The 19,238-nt window shown below is 63.0% G+C and carries 18 protein-coding genes and 1 pseudogene; 12 read left to right on the top strand and 7 right to left on the bottom strand.

Going from position 1 to position 19,238, the window contains the following annotated elements:
* Nucleotides 1–249 precede the first annotated feature (249 nt).
* A pseudogene (purN, locus tag ABUH87_RS14315) lies at nucleotides 250–828 on the bottom strand (phosphoribosylglycinamide formyltransferase); the annotation flags it as partial.
* Nucleotides 829–950: 122 nt separating this feature from the next.
* Between purN and ABUH87_RS14310 the strand changes: the two are divergent.
* The gene (locus ABUH87_RS14310; RefSeq protein ID WP_367774710.1) at nucleotides 951–2,021 is read left to right on the top strand and encodes an AI-2E family transporter; all 1,071 of its coding nucleotides are present in this window, start codon (nucleotides 951–953) and stop codon (nucleotides 2,019–2,021) included.
* Between the two features lie 42 nt (nucleotides 2,022–2,063).
* On the opposite strand, the gene purM is transcribed toward ABUH87_RS14310, so the two are convergent.
* Nucleotides 2,064–3,179 (bottom strand): phosphoribosylformylglycinamidine cyclo-ligase, encoded by a 1,116-nt coding sequence (purM, locus tag ABUH87_RS14305; protein ID WP_367774709.1) that lies wholly within the window; start codon nucleotides 3,177–3,179, stop codon nucleotides 2,064–2,066.
* Between the two features lie 70 nt (nucleotides 3,180–3,249).
* Here purM and ABUH87_RS14300 point away from each other — a divergent pair, with 70 nt between their 5' ends.
* Genes ABUH87_RS14300 through ABUH87_RS14285 form a run of 4 tightly spaced genes read left to right on the top strand, consistent with a single transcriptional unit; the run spans nucleotide 3,250 to nucleotide 6,290 of the window.
* The gene (locus tag ABUH87_RS14300; protein WP_419956706.1) at nucleotides 3,250–4,530 is read left to right on the top strand and encodes a heavy-metal-associated domain-containing protein; all 1,281 of its coding nucleotides are present in this window, start codon (nucleotides 3,250–3,252) and stop codon (nucleotides 4,528–4,530) included.
* Between the two features lie 13 nt (nucleotides 4,531–4,543).
* Nucleotides 4,544–5,155, top strand: a complete 612-nt coding sequence (locus ABUH87_RS14295; RefSeq protein WP_367774706.1) for a P-loop NTPase family protein — start codon at nucleotides 4,544–4,546, stop codon at nucleotides 5,153–5,155.
* A 46-nt stretch (nucleotides 5,156–5,201) separates the two neighbouring features.
* Complete coding sequence (epsC, locus tag ABUH87_RS14290; RefSeq protein WP_367774704.1) at nucleotides 5,202–5,918, top strand: serine O-acetyltransferase EpsC; 717 nt, start codon at nucleotides 5,202–5,204, stop codon at nucleotides 5,916–5,918.
* A gap of 6 nt (nucleotides 5,919–5,924) precedes the next feature.
* Complete coding sequence (locus ABUH87_RS14285; protein WP_367774702.1) at nucleotides 5,925–6,290, top strand: DUF2794 domain-containing protein; 366 nt, start codon at nucleotides 5,925–5,927, stop codon at nucleotides 6,288–6,290.
* Here ABUH87_RS14285 and ABUH87_RS14280 read toward each other — a convergent pair.
* Entirely contained in the window at nucleotides 6,287–7,210 is a 924-nt protein-coding gene (locus ABUH87_RS14280; protein ID WP_367774701.1) for an SDR family NAD(P)-dependent oxidoreductase, read from the bottom strand. The genes ABUH87_RS14285 and ABUH87_RS14280 overlap by 4 nt on opposite strands.
* A gap of 135 nt (nucleotides 7,211–7,345) precedes the next feature.
* Between ABUH87_RS14280 and purS the strand changes: the two genes are divergently transcribed.
* Together purS and purQ are read left to right on the top strand one after the other, a co-directional pair.
* Nucleotides 7,346–7,582, top strand: a complete 237-nt coding sequence (gene purS / locus ABUH87_RS14275) for a phosphoribosylformylglycinamidine synthase subunit PurS (RefSeq protein WP_367774699.1) — start codon at nucleotides 7,346–7,348, stop codon at nucleotides 7,580–7,582.
* On the top strand, nucleotides 7,579–8,259 hold the full coding sequence (gene purQ, locus ABUH87_RS14270; protein WP_367774698.1) for a phosphoribosylformylglycinamidine synthase subunit PurQ: 681 nt from the start codon (nucleotides 7,579–7,581) through the stop codon (nucleotides 8,257–8,259). The genes purS and purQ overlap by 4 nt, the downstream gene beginning before the upstream one ends.
* A gap of 29 nt (nucleotides 8,260–8,288) precedes the next feature.
* On the opposite strand, the gene glmS is transcribed toward purQ, so the two are convergent.
* The 4 genes from glmS to ABUH87_RS14250 form a co-directional block, all read right to left on the bottom strand.
* Complete coding sequence (glmS, locus tag ABUH87_RS14265) at nucleotides 8,289–10,112, bottom strand: glutamine--fructose-6-phosphate transaminase (isomerizing) (protein WP_367774697.1); 1,824 nt, start codon at nucleotides 10,110–10,112, stop codon at nucleotides 8,289–8,291.
* A gap of 195 nt (nucleotides 10,113–10,307) precedes the next feature.
* Nucleotides 10,308–10,526 carry a hypothetical protein gene (locus tag ABUH87_RS14260; protein WP_367774696.1) on the bottom strand — a complete coding sequence of 73 codons (219 nt, stop codon included), beginning with the start codon at nucleotides 10,524–10,526 and terminating at the stop codon, nucleotides 10,308–10,310.
* 103 nt (nucleotides 10,527–10,629) lie between these two features.
* Entirely contained in the window at nucleotides 10,630–11,109 is a 480-nt protein-coding gene (greB, locus tag ABUH87_RS14255) for a transcription elongation factor GreB (protein ID WP_367774695.1), read from the bottom strand.
* Nucleotides 11,110–11,214: 105 nt separating this feature from the next.
* Nucleotides 11,215–13,179, bottom strand: a complete 1,965-nt coding sequence (locus tag ABUH87_RS14250; RefSeq protein ID WP_367774694.1) for a lytic transglycosylase domain-containing protein — start codon at nucleotides 13,177–13,179, stop codon at nucleotides 11,215–11,217.
* Between the two features lie 98 nt (nucleotides 13,180–13,277).
* On the opposite strand from ABUH87_RS14250, the gene dapA reads away from it, so the two are divergent.
* The 5 genes from dapA to recA all read left to right on the top strand — a co-directional run bounded on the left by dapA (nucleotide 13,278) and on the right by recA (nucleotide 19,130).
* Nucleotides 13,278–14,159 carry a 4-hydroxy-tetrahydrodipicolinate synthase gene (gene dapA, locus ABUH87_RS14245; RefSeq protein WP_367774693.1) on the top strand — a complete coding sequence of 294 codons (882 nt, stop codon included), beginning with the start codon at nucleotides 13,278–13,280 and terminating at the stop codon, nucleotides 14,157–14,159.
* A gap of 138 nt (nucleotides 14,160–14,297) precedes the next feature.
* Complete coding sequence (gene smpB / locus ABUH87_RS14240; RefSeq protein ID WP_367774692.1) at nucleotides 14,298–14,780, top strand: SsrA-binding protein SmpB; 483 nt, start codon at nucleotides 14,298–14,300, stop codon at nucleotides 14,778–14,780.
* Entirely contained in the window at nucleotides 14,777–15,364 is a 588-nt protein-coding gene (locus tag ABUH87_RS14235; RefSeq protein ID WP_367774691.1) for a DUF2062 domain-containing protein, read from the top strand. The genes smpB and ABUH87_RS14235 overlap by 4 nt, the downstream gene beginning before the upstream one ends.
* Nucleotides 15,361–17,796: a hybrid sensor histidine kinase/response regulator gene (locus ABUH87_RS14230; RefSeq protein ID WP_367774689.1), complete on the top strand. Its 2,436-nt coding sequence runs from the start codon at nucleotides 15,361–15,363 to the stop codon at nucleotides 17,794–17,796. Before ABUH87_RS14235 ends, ABUH87_RS14230 begins: the two co-directional genes overlap by 4 nt.
* Before the next feature lie 260 nt (nucleotides 17,797–18,056).
* The gene (gene recA / locus ABUH87_RS14225) at nucleotides 18,057–19,130 is read left to right on the top strand and encodes a recombinase RecA (RefSeq protein WP_367774688.1); all 1,074 of its coding nucleotides are present in this window, start codon (nucleotides 18,057–18,059) and stop codon (nucleotides 19,128–19,130) included.
* The last annotated feature ends 108 nt before the right edge of the window (nucleotides 19,131–19,238 follow it).

Below are 19,238 nucleotides of genomic sequence, written 5' to 3'. Positions count from 1 at the left end.
GACGGCCGTTCGCGATCCAACGTGGTTTCCCGCGCTCTTCGCGAAGAGCGCCCCGGTTCCGGCCCGATGTTCACTCCGGCCTGCCGAACTTCCCTTCTGGCGTTACCCCGCACTCGCCAGCGGGCGTAGGCGCTTGCCTGTGCTATTCGTCATTTTGCTGCCGAAGCCATCAGCACTCGGGAGCTGAGTTCTGTATCTTCGCCAGCATGTGTGGCGCAACCGCACGCGATCAAGCAGCCAGTCCGGTTAGACCTCGCGAGTCACGAGAGCGGCCAGGCACCGGGCGTAGAGTTGATGCTCTGCGATCAGCACCCGCGCCGCCAGCGTGTCAGGAGTGTCGCCGGGCAGGACGGCCACGGGCGTCTGACCGAGAATCGGCCCGCAATCGAGTTCATGGGTCACGAGGTGGACGGTCACGCCCCCGTGGCTGTCTCCGGCGGCGATCGCGCGCTCATGCGTATGCAAGCCCGTGTACTTCGGCAGAAGCGAAGGGTGGATGTTGACCATCCGGCCTTCCCAACCTGCGACGAACCCCGGCGTGAGGATCCTCATATAACCGGCAAGCGCCACCCACTCCGCACCGCTCTGCCGAATCGCTGCGTCCATCGCGGCGTCGTGATCTTCGCGGGCCATTCCTTTATGGGAGAGCGAGAACGTGGGAACGCCCTCCGCTTCGGCGAGCCGCAACCCGGCAGCTTCAGCCTTGTTGCTCGCAACCAGCACGAGTTCGAAAGGGCAGTCCTCAGCTCGGCTGGCATAGAGCAGCGCTGCCATGTTGGTGCCGCTGCCGGAGATCAGCACGGCGACTTTCGCGCGCGGACGATTCACGCGTCCCGCTCCAGCCGGAACAGCCTGTGCTCTCCGCACGTTTGCGTCTTCATGGTTGCTTCCTGCGTACTGAGTTCACGCGCCGTTCCCTATGCGCTCGCTGTTATTCGGGCAACGGGCTGATGGAGGCGCCGTTCAGGCCCCGGCCCGAAGATATCGCCTACCTGCGGCGACTGGGCTGGACAATCCTGGTGGCGGCGGTTCTGCTCGTCATCTGGCGGGCATCCGAGCTGCTGCTTCTTGCTTTCGGTTCGGTTCTGGGAGCTGTCATCTTCCGCAGCGCGGCGCAGCTGCTCCGGAACCTGGGGGTAAAAAACTGGCGGGTCGCCTTGGCGCTCGGCACGCTGCTGGTGCTCGCGCTGTTTGGAGCGATCGGATACCTTCTCACCGTCCAGTTTGGCAACGAGATCGGCGCGATGCTGGGCAATCTGCCGGGCACCTTGAGAACCATCGAAGAAGGACTGTCCACCACGGCTGTGGGCAAGGCGCTCGTGCAGGCGATGGATGCCGCCATGGGCGGAAGCCGAATCGCCGACAGCCTGGGCGACCTCGTACGCGGTGCGGGCGAGATCATGCTCAACTTCATCATCGTGACCGTGGGAGCCATGTTTATTGCGGGCGATCCCAAACCTTATCGCAACGCAGTGGTGCTGCTCACGCCCAAGCCGGCGCGCAAGACCATGGAGCGAGCGATAGACGAAATGGCCTTTGCGCTACGCTTGTGGCTCAAGGCCAAGCTGATCACGATGGTGGTGATGGGCAGTCTAATCGCTGGGTCGTTGTGGCTGGCGGGGCTTGAATCGTGGGCGGCACTGGGGCTGCTTGGTGGATTGAGCGAGTTCGTTCCCTACGTGGGGCCAGCAGCGGCCATGGTTCCGGGCATCGGCCTTGCGGCGTCGGCAGGAGGCGACGTGCTGTGGGGCACGGTCCTTGCCTACGTGGCGGTACGCGTGATTGAAGCCTGGTTGCTCACGCCTTTCATCAACCGGCGGGTGGTGAGCATACCTCCCGCACTGACGCTGTTCACGATCCTGGGCGTTGGAGCGGTTTTCGGAGTCTATGGCGTGTTCTTTGCAGGCGCTCTGCTGGTCGTGGCATTCGTCGGGGTGCGCGAGTTCTACCTGCGCGACACGCTCGGCGAAGACATAGAGGGAGTTCCCGGCGGCATCGGCGATCGGCCGCCTCACGGTTAGAGCGCGGGTGAAGGGAAGGCCGCAGCTGCCGGGATCGTTGCCTCAGGCGTCGTGTTCAGCAGTCCATGGTGATCGAGCCGACCATGCCTCGGCGCTGCCGCTGACGGTGCAACCGCGCTGGCCGGAGCTGATCTCACCAATGCGATGGACCGTCTCGCCCGCTTCCACGAGTGCGTTGCTGACAGCATCCACATCCTCGGGCGCAACTGCCAGAACCATGCCGATCCCGCAGTTGAAGGTGCGCGCCATCTCGCCCGGCTCGATGTTCCCCTGCGCCTGCAGGAAGGCCATCAGGCGCGGCTGGGTCCATGCGTCGGCGTCGACGTGGGCACGCAGTCCTTCAGGAAGGACGCGTGGGATGTTCTCCAGCAAGCCGCCGCCGGTAATGTGAGCAAGAGCATGAATCCGCCCGGACCGGATCAGCGGCAGGAGGCTCTTCACATAGATGCGAGTCGGCTCGATCAAGGCGTCGATCAGCAGGACGTCGGAGTTGAACAGAGCCGGGCGGTCCAGCTTCCACCCCTTGTCGGCCGCCAGGCGTCGCACCAGCGAGTAGCCGTTGGAGTGAACGCCCGATGATGCGAGACCAAGAAGCACATCCCCGTCGGCCACCTTGTCGCCCGTCAGTTGCTCACCGCGCTCCACGGCACCGACGCAGAAGCCGGCCAGGTCGTAGTCGCCCGGCGCGTACATTCCCGGCATCTCTGCCGTCTCTCCACCGATGAGAGCACAGCCCGCGATCCGGCAGCCCTCTGCGATTCCCGCGACCACGCGCTCGGCAATCCCGTTTTCGAGCTTGCCGGTCGCAAAGTAGTCGAGGAAGAACAGCGGCTCGGCGCCTTGTACGATGAGATCGTTCACGCACATGGCGACAAGGTCGATGCCGATGGCGTCGTGCCTGTCGTGATCGATGGCCAGCTTGACCTTTGTACCCACCCCGTCATTCGCGGCAACCAGCAAGGGGTCCGTGAAACCGGCAGCGCGCAGATCGAAGAACCCGCCGAAGCCGCCAAGTTCGGCGTCGGCGCCGGGCCGCGCAGTCGCTTTGGCAAGCGGCGCGATCGCGCGAACCAGCGCGTTTCCGGCTGCAATCGAGACGCCAGCCTGCTCGTAGCTGTAGCGGGGCTGGTCGGCGGCGGGTGAACTATCTTCGGACATCGCCGAGCGCCTAACGCTTTACTGCTTGGATTTCCATCGGCGTTTGGGCAAAAGGCAGCCGGTTTTGATGATGACCACGGCAATTCCCCACAAGAACCTGCGCAGACGCATCGCGGAAGCCGGCCTTCGGGCCAAGGCTGCGCTCGTCGTGGGCGGTTTCGCCTCGCTTGCGCTTGCCGGATTCGGCACTGCGCGTCTGATCGCTCAGGTGGAGGGCGACCGCGGTATTCCGCCGGTTGCCAACTCCGTCGATATTCAGGTCAACGGCATAGAGGTCGACGTCACCGGCAAAACGGGTGAGGAAGCGCGGATCGAGGGCTGGAAGCAGGCGCAGAAGAAGGCCTGGGAGCAGCTCAAGGGGCCCGCGATGCCGATCGAGGCAATCGACGCCATGGTCTCTTCCATCGTCATCGAGCGGGAGCAGATAGGGCCCCGGCGCTACGTTGCGCGGCTTGGCGTCATCTTCGACCGTGCAAAGGCCGGGCAATACGTCGGCGCGGGTGAGGGGGGCGCCGTGCGCTCGGCACCCATGCTGGTCCTTCCGATTCTCTACTCGGGTGGCGCGCGCCAGGTCTTCGAGGTTCGAAATGTCTGGCAGAAGGCGTGGGCAGAGTTCCAGGCTTCCGGCAGTCCGGTCGATTACGTGCGGCCGACAGGATCGGGCGGCGAATCGCTGATCCTCACCGCCGGGCAGGCGGGGCGGAGCAGTCGGCTCTGGTGGCGCAACATCCTGGACCAGTTCAACGCGGCCGATGTCGTTGTGCCCGTCGCGAGGCTGGAGCGTCAGTGGCCGGGAGGACCGGTGCAGGGAACCTTTACCGCGCGATTCGGGCCGGACAATAAAGTTCTCGAGAGCTTCACGTTGACGGCCCGCGACGACGAGGCTTTGCCGCAGATGCTTTCGCAAGCGGTCGTGCGGATCGACGGCATCTATCGCGACGCCCTTCTGCGCGGAGAGCTCGTTCCCGATCCGACTCTGCTAAGTGGACGTATTGCTTTCGACCGGGCTCTTGGCGAACTGCGCTCGCGATTGATGGAGCGTGATGTGCGGGCGGCACCTCCGCCTGCTGCGCCTGCTCCGATGATCACGCCGGACGCGCCTCCGGTTGTGGATGTGCAGAGCGTGACCGTGCAGTTCGCCTCGCCTGACGCGGCAGCCGTGGACGCCGCCCTCTCCGCCGTGCGCGGTGCGCCGGGCGTGCAGAATGCGGCTACCACAAGCCTCGCGATCGGCGGCACTTCGGTCATGCGAGTCTCGGTTGCCGGAGGTGGCGCGGCATTGGCAGCGGCACTCCGTTCACGCGGCTGGCAGGTCTCTGCAAGCGGCAACGTCCTCAAGATCAGCCGCTAGGCGCTGCTCTCGTATGCGACAGATCGCATTGCCGCTGACGAGTATGGCCGGCCGAGCAGCGCGGATCGTGGTGGGCAATGCCAATGCGGCCGCTGTCGAAGCGCTGGGCGATCCGGCGCGCTGGCCGTTTCACACGGCGGTTCTCGCCGGCCCGCCGCGATCGGGCAAGTCGCTGCTGGCGCGCTGGTTCGTGGAAAGCGGTGGGGGCGATGCGCTGGACGAGGCCGAGACCATGGATCCGGCGGACGTGTTCCATCACTGGAATCGCGCCCAGGAGAGCGGACGTGCTCTGCTGATCGTCACCAATGCGGCTCCGGGAACCTGGCAGATCGCTCTACCGGACCTGGCATCGCGTCTAGGTGCGGCGTTGCATCTTGAGATCGGTACGCCGGACGACTCCATGCTGGCGGAACTGATCGCGCTTCATGCCGAGACGAGGGGGCTTGTTCTCGACGGTGCGGCCACTGAGTACCTTGTACCCAGGTGCGAACGTAGCCATGTGGGCGCGGAGCGACTGGTCGAAGCGATCGATCGGCTCAGTCTGGAACGCAAACAGGCCCCCACGCTGTCGATCTGGCGTGAGGCGCTGAACGAGACTATGGCGCACCGCCGAGACGGAACCTGACCGTCGCAGCTTGCGTTAGGCCGCAATTGGCAGGAGTATCAGGGCGATGTTGAACCGGCTGATCGGCTATCTGGACTCCGTGGTGGCGCGCGACCCCGCGCCTCGGTCCCGATGGGAAGTCCTGCTCTATCCCGGCGTGTGGGCGCTGTTCTGGCATAAGGTGGCGCACCGCCTCTTTCGGGCGCGGCTGTTTTTCCTCGCCCGGGCCATCAACCACATGTCCCGCATGTTCACTGCGATCGACATTCATCCCGGGGCAACCATCGGGAAGAACTTCTTCATCGACCACGGATTCACGGTCATCGGCGAGACGGCGGTGATCGGCGATAACGTGACAATCTACCAGTGCGTCACCTTGGGCGGTACCAACCCGACGAGCGGAAAGGCCGGCAAGCGGCACCCGACTTTGGAGGATAACGTTATCGTCGGCTCGGGCGCGCAGATTCTCGGCCCCATCACCGTAGGCCGCAGGGCCCGGATCGGTGCGAGCGCGGTCGTCACGGAAGATGTGCCGGAAGGCGCGACGATGATCGGGCTCAAGGCGCGATCCACTCTCGTGGCGGCGGAGACGTGGGCAAAAGAGTTCATGCCCTATGGCACGCCTTGCAAGGAACCTTGTGAGCCCTCTGGCGGTCAGCAGCGGGTGGAGCAACTGGAGCAGGAAGTGGCGCGCTTGCGCGAGCAGGTGCAGGCACTCGTCGCTCAGCCTACCTTGGACCACGATTCCGGGCAGGCTGCGTCCACGGGTATCAGCGGCCTCTGATAGCGCATGGCTGCACCCGTATCCGGTTCCACCAGCGCAACTGTCATCGCCTTTCCGAACGCCCGACCGCAGCAGATCGGCTTCGACCGACTGGAACTCCAGCGTATTCTCGATCTTTATGGTCGGATGGTCGCGGCAGGAATGTGGCGGGACTACGCCATGGACTTTGGACGCGATGCGGCGAACTTTTCAGCATTCCGCCGCGCTGCCGAGCGACCGCAGGCGCGCATTGAGAAGAGGCCGGCCTTGCGCAGCAAGCAAGGGATGTGGACACTTTTCGGCGAAGCGGGGCAGGTCCTCAAACGCGGGCACGAACTCGCCGGTATCCTCGTCCCTCTCGAACGCAAGCTCTTGAAGGTGGTGGACGACTAGAAAGGGTCTGTGTCCTTCTCGGCGGCGCGCGCGAGTAAATCGAGCGTCCGGTACGACTGCTCCATGCCGTTGGCTACCGGATGTCCCGGCTGCTGTCCCGATATCCGGTCCCAGGCATTGGCAATGCCTTCGACGCTACGCTCGCTCTCCGGAAGGAGGACGCCGTCTCCCATGGTGACCCAACCTCCTTGAAAGACACCACCACCGGCGCCCAGGATGGCACCGTTGGGCGCCTGTTCGCTGACGAGGAAAAGTGCGGCTGGGGTGACGTTCTCCACTCCAAATGCGCGATAGGCGTCTTCTGGAAAGATATCCTCCGTCATCCGAGTGCCCGCCGCCGGCGCGATGCAGTTGACGCGAATGCCGTATTTCGCTCCCTCCAGCCGCAGGGTCTGCGCCAGCCCCACGATGCCCAGCTTGGCCGCAGCATAATTGGCCTGGCCGAAGTTGCCGCCCAGGCCAGCCGCAGATGTGGTCATCAGCACACGGCCATACTGCTGCTCTCGCATGATGTTCCACACGGCCTTGGTTGCGTATGCGGCTCCCAGCAGGTGAACCCGGATTACATGGTCGAAGTCTGCCGGATCCATCTTGGCGAAAGTGCGGTCCTTCAGAATCCCGGCGTTGTTGATCAGGATGTGAATGCTGCCCCACGCCTCCACCGCCCGAGCTGCCATGGCTTCCATTTGCGCAAAATCAGATACGTCGCCCGGATCGGCGATTGCCTGACCGCCCGTTGCACGAATCTCTTCAACGACAGCAAGCGCGGCCTGCGAGCTTCCGCTGCCGTCACGTGCGCCGCCCAGATCGTTGACGACCACTTTGGCGCCAAGGCGCGCCAGTTCCAGCGCATAGGCTCTCCCGAGCCCGTTCCCGGCGCCAGTCACGATGGCGACCCGATCCGTGAAGCGATTGTCCATGGCCCAGCGATGGCACGCGCATGGAACCCATTCAATCTCTAAGCGGAAACCGCGTGCATGACTTGCCCCGAATCGTTGGTGAGACCATATGCGCCCTATCCAATTCCCCGCCCGTGAATGCGAAAGGCCCGAGCGATGAAAGTGCGCGTCCATGTCAGCCTGAAGCCCGGTGTCCTCGATCCGCAGGGCCGCGCTATCCACCACTCGCTTGAAGGGCTGGGCTTCTCCGGCGTCAACGACGTGCGGGCGGGCCGCCTCATCGAACTCGAGGTCGATGACAACGTTTCTGACGAAGCTCTGGATGACATGTGCCGCAAGCTGCTCGCGAACATGGTCATCGAAAACTATCGCGTCGAGAAGGTGGCGGCATGAGCGATTTTCGCACCGCAGTGATCACGTTTCCCGGATCGAACTGCGACCGGGACATGGCGTCCGCGCTGGAGAAGATCTCGGGCAGGGCGCCGCTCCGGGTGTGGCATGGCGACGCGGAATTGCCTGAGCGGTTGGACTTCATCGCGCTGCCGGGTGGTTTTTCTTACGGCGACTATCTGCGCTGTGGTGCGATTGCCTCACGCTCGCCCGTGATGCGTGCCGTTATAGAGGCTGCCAACCGCGGTGTACCCGTGCTGGGTGTGTGCAATGGCTTTCAGGTCTTGACGGAAAGCGGCCTTCTGCCGGGCGCACTTCTGCGCAACTCCGGCATTCGGTTCGTCTGCCGCGAGGTGGCGCTTAAAGTCGAGAACGTCGGCTCGCTGTTCACGTCGGGCTACAAGGCCGGGCAGGTCATCCACATCCCTGTCGCGCATCACGACGGCAACTACTTTGCGGACGAGCAGACGCTTGAGCAGCTCGAAGCGGAGGGCAGGGTAGCATTTCGCTACGTGGACGACATCAACGGTTCTGCTCGTGGCATCGCCGGTGTGCTCAACGCGGCTGGGAACGTGCTTGGCATGATGCCGCACCCGGAACGCGCGGTCGAGCCGGCTCATGGGGGCAGCGATGGGCACGCTCTGTTCGAGAGCGCGATGCGGGGGCTGGTGGGAGCCTGAAGGCTACCTCACCTGCCCTGCCTCTGATCTCACTCGACTGTTACGCTTTTCGCCAGGTTGCGCGGCTGATCGACGTCGGTGCCTTTCACGCACGCGACATGGTAGGCCAGCAACTGCACGGGCACCGCATAGACGAGCGGCGCAATGAGGGGGTGCACCTTCGGCATTTCGATGGTGGCGATGCAGCCTTCTCCGGCTTCTGCAATGCCCGCGGCGTCTGAGATCAGCACGACCTTACCGCCCCGGGCGCGAACCTCCTGCATGTTGCTGACGGTTTTTTCAAACAGCGGTCCGGACGGGGCCAGGACAATGACGGGAACCGCCTCGTCGATCAGGGCGATTGGGCCGTGCTTCATCTCACCGGAAGCGTAACCCTCGGCATGGATGTAGCTGATCTCCTTGAGTTTCAGCGCGCCTTCAAGAGCTAACGGGTAGTCCGGTCCGCGGCCGAGGTAGAGCACGTCACGCGCCGGGGCGATCAGGTGCGCCATTGCGGCAATCTCTTCATCATGACCAAGGGCTGCGTTCAGGCAGGCCGGTGTCTCGACCAGGTGACGGACAATCTCAATCTCCTCGTGCCGGTCTATCCGGCCCCGAAGAACAGCAAGGTGAGCTGCGAGCGCAGCCAGAACTGCGAGTTGGCAAGTGAAGGCTTTGGTCGACGCGACGCCGATTTCCGGTCCGGCATGCGTCGGCAGCAGAAGGTCCGCTTCGCGTGCCATGGAACTGGTCGGGACGTTCACCACAACGGCGATCGTCTGCCCTGCGGCCTTGCAATGCCGCAGGGCTGCGAGAGTGTCGGCCGTCTCGCCTGACTGAGAGATAAAGAGCGCCAGCCCACCAGATTCCAGCACCGGGTCGCGGTAGCGGAACTCCGAAGCGACATCGATGTCGACAGGCAGGCGGGCGAACTGTTCGAACCAGTACTTCGCCACCATGCCCGCGTAGTAGCTGGTGCCGCACGCCACGATTGTGACGCGATTGATCTTTGAGAGGTCGTAGTCGATCTGGGGCAGCGCCACGGACTGATCGACCTGCCGGACGTAGCTGTGCAGCGTCTGCGCAACCACGGTTGGCTGTTCGAAGATCTCTTTCTGCATGAAATGGCGGTAGTTGCCCTTTTCGATCGCGACGGCAGAGGCGCCAGAGGCGACGATCTCGCGTTCCACGGGATTGTTCCCGGCATCGTAGATCTGCGCACCTTCGCGCGTGATCACGACCCAGTCGCCCTCCTCAAGGTAAGTGATCCGTTGCGTGAGAGGTGCGAGCGCCAGGGCGTCGGAGCCGAGGTAAGTCTCATCCTCGCCGTAGCCGACGACCAGCGGCGAACCGAGACGTGCGCCGATGAGCAGGTCAGGCTCTTTGCGGAACGCGATGGCGAGGGCGAACGCACCACGCAGTTGCGGAAGAACGGCCTGGACTGCCTCTTGTGGAGAAAGCCCTGCCTCCACTTGCTCTGACAGGAGATGCGCCACGACTTCGGAGTCGGTGTCGCTGGTGAAGCTACGGCCACGCGCTTCCAGGCTCTCCCGCAGCGGTCTGAAGTTTTCGATGATGCCGTTGTGCACGAGCGCCAACTCCGCGGTCGCATGCGGGTGAGCATTGGCAGCGGTCGGCGCGCCGTGGGTTGCCCAGCGCGTATGGGCAATCCCGGTGAGACCCGGGGCAGGGTCCTGGGCCAGCTGCCGCACCAAGTTTATCAACTTGCCCTGCGCTCTGCGACGCACAAGTTCGCCGTTGTGAACAGTGCAGACACCTGCGCTGTCATAGCCGCGGTACTCCATGCGCCTGAGGCCGTCGACAAGCCTGTCCGCAACGTCTTCCTTGCCGACGATCCCGATAATGCCGCACATGAACTACTTGCCTTCGATAGGGGGCGTGATTTGTCGCAGACCTTGAGGTCCTGCGTTTTGCAGAACGACAGAGTCGTGATGGTTCGCTAGCAGAGGTTTGACTGCGGCGCAGCTACCCGCTTGGCATGAGCCCTTTACCGAGAGCACCTAGCCACCATGAGGTAGCCGGTTTGGCGCAACATGTTTCAGGCCCTGTCAGGCGTTCTTGGAGTGGGCCGCGTCCGCTTGGTCGATTGCATTGCGGATCCGCTTCGCGGTGGAAAGCGCCTTGACCTGCTCTTCGGTCGAGCATTCCGCTTCGACGACTTGCTCCAGCCGATCCGCGGCGCGGCCCAGCATGGATTTCAGGGCCTCTGCTTCCGCCTTCGCGTTTCCAAGCGCGTGGCGCAGCTCCTGTTCTGTCTTCTCACTCATAGCGCGCGCCTCCCGCTCAGGACCCCTTCTTAGTAGCTAGCTATACTACGGCCAAGTGTCTCTTGGGTCAGTTCGTAACCGTTTCAGTACGTGGCCCCGGACGTCACGGGTATTCGATTTTCAGCACTTCCCACTCCTTCTCACCTGACGGGAGGCGAACGGTCTTGAGGTCACCTACTGCGGCACCCCGGAGGGCGCGAGCCAGCGGAGCGCTCCACCCCAGGCGTCCGGCACCCGCATCCTGCTCATCATCGCCGACAATCGTGATCGTTTTGCAATCGTCGTTTTCGTCGGCGAGCGTAACGGTGGCGCCAAAGTAAACGCGCGTGCGATCTTCCTGCGAGGCGGGGTCAATGACCCTGAGCGCCTTCATTCTGCGGGCAAGGTATCCAAGCTCCCTGTCGATCTCTCGCATGCGCTTGCGGCCATAGAGATAATCGCCGTTCTCGGAACGATCGCCGTTACCGGCAGCCCGGCTCACGATTTCGACGATCTCGGGCCGCTCTGTGCCAAGCAGATGATCATAGCGAGCGCGCAGCGCCGCCATGCCGGCGGGAGTGATGGGAGGACCTGCAGGTTTCATGCGGGCGAGCCTTTGGAGGGAAACCGGGGCCAGAGCCAGCCCCTTCAGGCCGCTGTGACTAGCGGCCGGAGGGGGCTGGTTCCTGGTGATCTGCGATTCGCCGGTCTATCCAGGTGTGCGCTTGCCCAGCAGGTGGCTCAGCGGGTTCTGTCCTCGATAGTAGCCTCGCTGCGGATGGATGTTCTGGTAGACGACGGCATTCTCGAGGACGCGCGTAATGTAATTCTTGGTCTCATAGATGGGGATGCGCTCGATCCACTCGATCCAGTCGATCGCCCCAGTCCGGGGATCGCCATTAGCCCTGAGCCACTTGTTCACATTGCCGGGGCCTGCGTTGTAGGCTCCGACTGCAAGCGGAGTGGCGCCGGCGTAGTAGTCCATCATCCGAGCGAAATAGCTGTCACCGAGACGGACGTTGTATGTCGGATCGGAGATCAGCGCATCCAGGCTGTAGCCGATGCCGAGCTTGCCGGCCTGCTCCCGCGCTGTCCCGGGCATGAGCTGCATTAGCCCTCGCGCACCGGCATGGCTGATGGCATTCTGCGCGAACTGGCTTTCCTGGCGGGTTATGGCGTGGGCCATGATCCAGTTTGTTCCGGGAGGCACGGGCATCTCGGGAAAGGCGATCCGGCCGAAGGCGGCATAGCCTTCCGTGTGGGCCGACTGTCCCAGAATGACGCCCAAATCGCGCCGCCCGATCTCTCGGGCAAGCTCCGCCACCAGTACGTAATCGCTCTCCGTTCTTGCCTGGTCGGAGATTTCCCGGAAGAATTGCACTCCTGTTCGCCAGTCACCGTCGCGCGCTACGTCGCGGACGGCGCGAGTGAGGGGCTCGGCCATGAAGGCGGCACGTTCGGCATTGCTCGGGCGCGACTTCGGCATCACGTCGAGGTTCGGAATCGGCCTTCCAAGCCGCTCGAGCGAGAGCTGACCATAGAAATACTCGGCATACTGCCCGGCCATCTCGAAGTACCGGTCAGCGCCAGCCTTGTCTCCCGCCTGAGCCAAGGCGCGACCCGCCCAGTAGAAGCCCTTGGAGCGGGTTCCAGGTGTCTGTGCAGCCGCACCGTACCGATAGAACAAGGGCGCGGCCCGACGCGGATCGCGAAGCTCCCACAGGGCCTTGGTGCCGCCCAGCCACATGAGCGAGGTGTAATCGTCGCGCAAGCGGAAGGAGAGCTTGGAGATGTCGGAGCCGGGCGCGAAGCCGTCGTCAATGGATGATGCGATCTTGACTGCAGGTTCGGCTCCCGCGCCGCGTGCGACCGTCAGGAGTTCGCGCACCCACTTCTCGGGCTCAGGCGTCGGCCGCTCGAGCTTTGGTCGCGTCGTCAGCAGGCTGATAGCCCCTGGCAGATTGCCGCTTTTCCGCGCTTGCACCGATCGGTTGTAGATGTAGCCAGGGTCTCGCAGCGTCCGGCCATCGACGGAGACGCCCAGCGCTCCAGGCGCGGCACCCTGAAGGAGCGAGAGCCGCTCCATGAAGATGGGACGCTGCCCTGCCGATACGAAGGATATCTGTCGCTCCGCCTGCGCCGTCTCGTTCTGCCATAGCAGTGCGTCCATACGCGCATCGTGATCGGCCGCGCTAATGCGGTCACGATAGAACGAGAGCAGGGTGGCCTCGTCGTTGGGCGCAAGGGATCCGGCGCGCCAAGCGGCCACGGCCTTCTGCGGCGCATCGGCGCGGCGCATATAGGTCAGCGCGGTCGCATAACGCCCCGCAGCGTGGCTGGTAAGCGGCGGGAAGCGATCAAAGAAGGCCACCAGTGTGCCTGGGTCGGGCGATTCGCTGCCGAGGGCCTTCTCTGCGAAGCCACGCAGCTTCTCCTCTTGCGGATAGCCGGGATAGGTCAGCAAAAACGAAGCGTAGGCTCCAAACCCCGCACGATCACTGGCGACAAGTGTCTTCCAGCGCTCGACAGCCTGGTGTGTCGCCTGGTCGTGAGACTGCATCTGCGCCGCGCGGGCACGGTCCCAGTCAGTTCCTCCCTGTGCGAGGGCGGGTGCCGAGATACACGTGGCGGATGTCAGCAGAAGAGAGGCAGAGATGCGCAGCATGCTGGACATTTTGGGAAAAGGCTCCTTATCAGGCGCTGAACAAACGGCCGGCTCCTCTCTCGGTGCCGATGATGCCGTCTTGATGACCATTGGCAAAGGCGAAGTCCATGTTCTCGGGTTCGATTCCGGCACTCGTTACCCCCTTCCGCGACGGCGCGTTCGACGAAGCTGCATTCCGCAAGCTGGTGGATTGGCAGATCGAGAATGGCTCCTCGGCGCTCGTCCCCTGCGGCACGACGGGGGAGAATTCCACGCTCTCCAACGCCGAGCACCATCGCGTGATCGAGGTCTGCCTGGAGCAGGCGGCGGGCCGGGTGCCGGTGATTGCGGGTTGTGGCAGCAATGACACGATGAACGCACTTCTCCACATGAATTTTTCGAAGAAGAGCGGAGCAGCGGCGGCGCTGGTCGTCGCGCCTTACTACAACCGTCCGAGTCAGGAGGGGCTGCTGGCCCACTTCTCGCATCTCGCCGAAAACTGTGATCTGCCGATCGTGCTGTATAACGTGCCTGGCCGCACGGTTACGGATCTCCAGCCAGAGACAGTGTGCGAACTTGCCCGCCGCTATCCGGACACGTTCGTCGGAATCAAGGACGCGAGCGGCGACCTCTCCCGCGTTACCGATCACCGGATGGGAATCGGCAAGCAGTTCTGTCAGCTTTCAGGAGATGACGAGCTTGCCTTGCCGTTCAATGCCGCCGGCGGCGTTGGCTGCATCTCTGTCACCGCGAACGTAGCTCCTGCGCTGTGTGCAGAGTTCCAGGCGGCCTGCGCGGCCAACGATCTCGAGCTTGCGCGTGAGCTCAACGACCGAATCTATCCGCTGCACTACGCCATGTTCGAGGACAGCTCGCCAGGACCGTGCAAGTACGCCATGAGCAAGGTCGTGGACTGGATCGCCAACGAACTGCGCTTGCCCCTGGTGCCGTGCGGTGAAAGGGCGCGCAAGGCGGTGGATGCCGCGCTGGTCCACGCTCGGCTCGTCTGACGGCCTCCGCTTCTCCTCGAGATCGGCCGCGGAACCCGGCGTTTGAGGCGTCGGGAATGCCGCATGTGCGAAGTTTTGCACCGAACCGCTCGTTCATGATTTATTTTGGCGCGGTGTGCACCTACATCGCGCAGCATCATGGCCCGCCCGCAAAACAAAACGTTCGATAAAGTGAAGAGTGTGGCGGAGAACCGCCGCGCCCGCTTTGATTACCACATCGAGGACACCTTCGAGGCCGGCATCGCGTTGACAGGGACCGAGGTAAAGTCTCTCCGTTTCGGAGAGGGCTCGATTGCAGAGGCTTACGCCGAGGTTCGAGGGGGGGAGTGTTGGCTCGTCAACTCGAACGTGCCTGAATTCAGTCACGGTAACCGGTATAACCACGAGCCGAAGCGGCCGCGTAAGCTGTTGCTGCACGAGCGCGAGATCGACCGCTTGCAGGGGGCGGTTGAGCGCAAGGGAATGACGCTCGTTCCATTGTCGATCTACTTTAACGGCCGTGGACGCGCAAAGGTCGAACTGGCTCTTGCGCGGGGAAAGAATGCCGCCGACAAGCGCCACACGATCAAGGAGCGCGATTGGAAGCGCGAACAAGCGAGGATCTTGCGAGACCACGGATGAGCACGCTGTCTTCCCGCTTGTCGCGCTGGTTCCATGCGCAAATGCCGACGCACGAGCAGCTGGCTGCCAACCGCTTCACCGCACCTCTCGCACGCAGGCAGGAACTGTTTCGCTTTACCCGCCGGTCCGTCCCGCGCGGGGTGGCAGTGGGCATTCTGGTTGGCGTGTTTGCATTGATCCCCGGACTGCAGATCATCGGTGCGGCCCTGATGTGCGTTCCGGTACGGGGAAACATCCCGCTCGCCGCGGCGATGACCTTCCTCTCCAATCCTGCAACTACGCCGCTGATCCTTGCTACAGCGATCTGGATCGGCAATCGGTTGGGCTTTCATGCCGATCTTACGACGTTTTACGCCCTTTACGAGCGCGGCGCGGGCGGAAGCGAATGGCTGTACTGGTTGCTCTCGGATGCGGCTCCTTCGCTGGTCATCGGCTTGCTGATCATATCCGTCGCTGGAGCGGTCGTCGGATACTTTGGTGCCATGTGGTTCTGGCGCGGATGGATCGGACGCAAGCACAAGGCGCGACGCCTTCGCCCCACTTCGGTAAAAAACGAGCCTCATCTCCCAGAGAGTAGCGTATGATCGACGCAGCGGCTCCGACGCGCGGAGCCCGTGACCTGATCGGCGTGGGAGTTGCACTTGCGGTGAGTGCGCTGGTCGTATGGCTGGTCACCCGCGATCCGGTGATCGTGGCGATTTACTTCTCTGCGATGCTGGTCCTCGGGACGGCGGTGATGACCGGAACCCGCCGCAGCGGAATGCCGCTGGCGGAGGATTTCGCCTTGCCCGACTGGTCGGTCACCGTGGCGGCTATCGAACAGGCCGGTACAGCCGTTGCCATTGCTGATCGCGCCGGGCGGCTGGTGTGTGCCAACTCGCGTTTCGAGGCTTGGTTCGGAGCTGCAAACGCTCCTCCGGCATTACCGCTCGATGATGCGTCGCGTGAGAAGATGTCCGACGCAGCACGCTCCGCCTGGCGCGACGGCGCGGCGCAACTGGCGTTCAGGGTCAGTAGTGAGGAAGGGGCGAACGCCACGCAAAGGTGGGTCGCCGAGGTGCAGCGTGCCGGGCGGGGCGAGGATTTCCTTGTGTGGCGCCTTACGCCGGAAGCGCGGGGCGATCCAGTTACCGAGACGATGGCTCATCTTCACGGCAAGCTAGGGCGGGCCTTGACGCGCGCCGGCATGGCAGCCGCGCTTGTCGACCCGGACGGCCGGATACGCGCCGCCAGTGTCGGCTTTGCTGAGCGGGCGACGGGCGACCCGGAATCCGACCTCGTTGGTCAGGACTTTGTAAGCTTGTTGCGTCAGGAAGAGGGTGATCGCATTGCCTGGGCCCGCGATGGCCAACGCGCCACACCGCTCATGCTGTACCATGTGCCCGTCGCCGATCCCGACCATGCCTCTGAGCCTGACCCGCAGACGACGCCCTCGCTCATGCTCGTGGTGGATGCGGGGTTGGGGATCGGGGCAGGTGAGGGAGGAGGCGCTGCCGTGCCCCATCTCGAAGCTCTGTTGGGGCAATTGCCGCTGGGTCTGGCCATGACGGATCGCGACGGAAGGCTTCTGTTTGCAAATCCGGCGTTCATGCGAGCCGCCGGGCGAGAAGGGGAAGTTCCGCCGACATATCCCACCGATTTGGTCGTCAAAGAAGACAAGCGCGCGCTGGCAGAATCGATACGACGCTTCGGGCATGGTGCGGCAGTAGCCGGCGACATAGCCGTGCGACTGGCCGGGCAGCCGGATGATCCGGTCTCTCTCAGTCTCGCGGGGGTGCGGGGCCTTGGGGAGGCCGCAGTCCTCCTGGGGCTCACCGATTCGTCGGAAGAAACCAGGTTGAAGCGACAGGTCGCGCAAGCCACAAAGATGCAGGCTGTGGGTCAGCTTGCCGGAGGTGTGGCGCACGATTTCAACAACGTCCTCACCGCCATCCTCGGTACCTGCGATCTGATGCTGATGCGGCATACCCCCGGTGATTCCGACTACGACGATATTCAGCAGATCCGCGCAAATTCAAATCGAGCGGCGTCGCTGACGCGGCAGTTGTTGGCGTTTTCGCGCCAGCAGACTTTGCGGCCGGAGGTGCTTCAGGTGCCCGACATAGTGGCGGACGTGTCGCAGATGCTGCGCCGACTGATAGGCGAGAAGATCCGGCTTGTCGTGAATCACGACCGCGATCTCGGGCCCGTTCGTGCTGATCCGACACAACTCGAGCAGGTCATTGTCAATCTTGCGGTCAATGCTCGAGATGCGATGCAATCGCGCGGAGACGGCTTCGGTCGGCTCACTCTCTCGACTCACCGGGTCAGCGCGGCCGATGTGCGAGCTATGCGTAACGAGATCATCCCGATCGGCGAGTACACTGTGCTGTGCGTCGAGGACACCGGCAGCGGCATCGCGCCCGAACACCTTGGCAAGATCTTCGAGCCGTTCTTTACAACGAAGGAGCAAGGAAAGGGGACCGGTCTCGGCTTGTCGACGGTGTACGGCATCGTCAAACAATCCGGTGGTTTCATCTTCGCGGAAAGCGAAGTGGGTAAGGGAACGGTGTTCAAGGTCTATCTGCCGGTGGACCATGGTGCCCCCGGTGCAGCGCGCCCTGCCCTGAAAGTGGAGGCGCCGCGACAATGGGCCGGTGGTGGCCGCATTCTTCTTGTCGAGGACGAGGATCCCGTGCGGGTCGTGGCTGAGCGTGCTCTGACCCGGCAAGGCTATCAAGTTACTACGGCGAGCGATGGCGAAGAGGGGTTGGAACTCGTCAAGCAAGGCGGCCGGTTCGATCTTGTGGTCAGTGACGTCGTGATGCCGACCATGGACGGTCCCGCGATGGCGCGAGGCATCCGCGAGCTGGCTCCAGCACTGCCCGTCTTGTTCATGTCCGGCTATGCGGAGGAGCAGCTTCGCAAGGAGATCGGCCTGCCGCACTCCTGGTTCATGCCCAAACCATTCTCCGTTCAACAGTTGTCCGAAAGAGTGGGCGACGTGCTGGCACAAACAAAGCAGCCGGAGCGCTGACCCGAACTCGGTCCCCGATTCCTTTGTCGAGCCCTCATGACGGCAGGAAGTTGTGGAAATGCTGCTTGAGGCAGCCAGCCAGTAACATGTCGCTTGGCGCCGGCGTCGCCGCCCTTGAGCGCCCGTACACACCCATATTGCGCCGCTATCAGAATACGCGAAAAGTTATGTTCACTACTTGTTCCACAAGAACAAATGGCATACATGCGGGTTGGTGACGTTGACCTTTCCGGTCAGGCCGGTAGCGAAAGGGAAGTGACATGGCTGCTCAGCTCAAGCTGATCCAGGAAGGCAAGGAAAAGGACGCAATGGACCGTCAGAAGGCCCTCGAAGCTGCGCTCGCGCAAATCGATCGCGCGTTCGGCAAGGGCAGTGCGATGAAGCTCGGCTCCAAGGAGGCGATGCAGGTAGAGGCCATTTCCACCGGATCGTTGGGGCTAGATATTGCACTGGGTGTGGGCGGCCTGCCGCGCGGCCGTGTGATCGAGATCTACGGACCGGAAAGCTCGGGTAAGACGACGCTGGCGCTGCATTGCATTGCCGAGGCGCAGAAGATTGGTGGAACCGCAGCTTTCATCGACGCCGAACATGCTCTCGACCCGGTCTACGCGAAGAAGCTGGGCGTCAATATCGACGAGTTGATCGTTTCGCAGCCAGACACTGGCGAGCAGGCTCTGGAGATTACCGACACCTTGGTGCGATCGAACGCAATCGATGTCTTGGTTGTAGACTCGGTCGCCGCCTTGGTGCCTCGCGCTGAGATCGAGGGCGAGATGGGGGACAGCCATGTCGGGCTTCAGGCTCGTCTGATGAGCCAGTCGCTGCGCAAGCTGACGGGCTCAATTAGTCGTTCGCGTTGCATGGTGATCTTCATCAATCAGCTGCGCATGAAGATCGGCGTGATGTACGGCAATCCGGAGACCACGACAGGCGGCAACGCTCTGAAGTTCTATGCATCGGTCCGGCTCGATATTCGCCGCACCGGAGCGATCAAGGATCGCGATGAGGTGATCGGTAACGCTACGCGCGTGAAGGTGGTGAAAAACAAGGTCGCGCCGCCCTTCAAGCAGGTCGAATTCGACATCATGTATGGCGAGGGTGTGTCGAAGATCGGCGAGATCTTGGACCTCGGCGTCAAGGCGGGAATTGTCGAAAAGTCTGGTGCCTGGTTCAGCTACGATTCGATCCGGATCGGGCAGGGGCGAGAGAATGCCAAGTCCTACCTGAAAGCGAACCCGGAGGTATGTGAACGTCTGGAGAAGGCTATCCGGGCTCAGACTGAGGGTCTTGCTGAAGAAATGATGGCTGGACCGTCAGAAGAAGACGACGTTTAGTCATGCTTGGCCGGGCGGTGCTTCTATAGCCAGCACCCCCGGCCCCATGCCGTGCCTCTTGCATGTGCTTGAGGTTGCCGGCCTCTTTTCCATCAGCGAAGCACGTAT

Source organism: Novosphingobium rhizovicinum, assembly GCF_040813635.1.
Lineage (GTDB): Bacteria > Pseudomonadota > Alphaproteobacteria > Sphingomonadales > Sphingomonadaceae > Novosphingobium > Novosphingobium rhizovicinum.
Note: the sequence above shows the minus strand (reverse complement) of the source record. Positions and strands in the feature narration are given on the sequence as shown.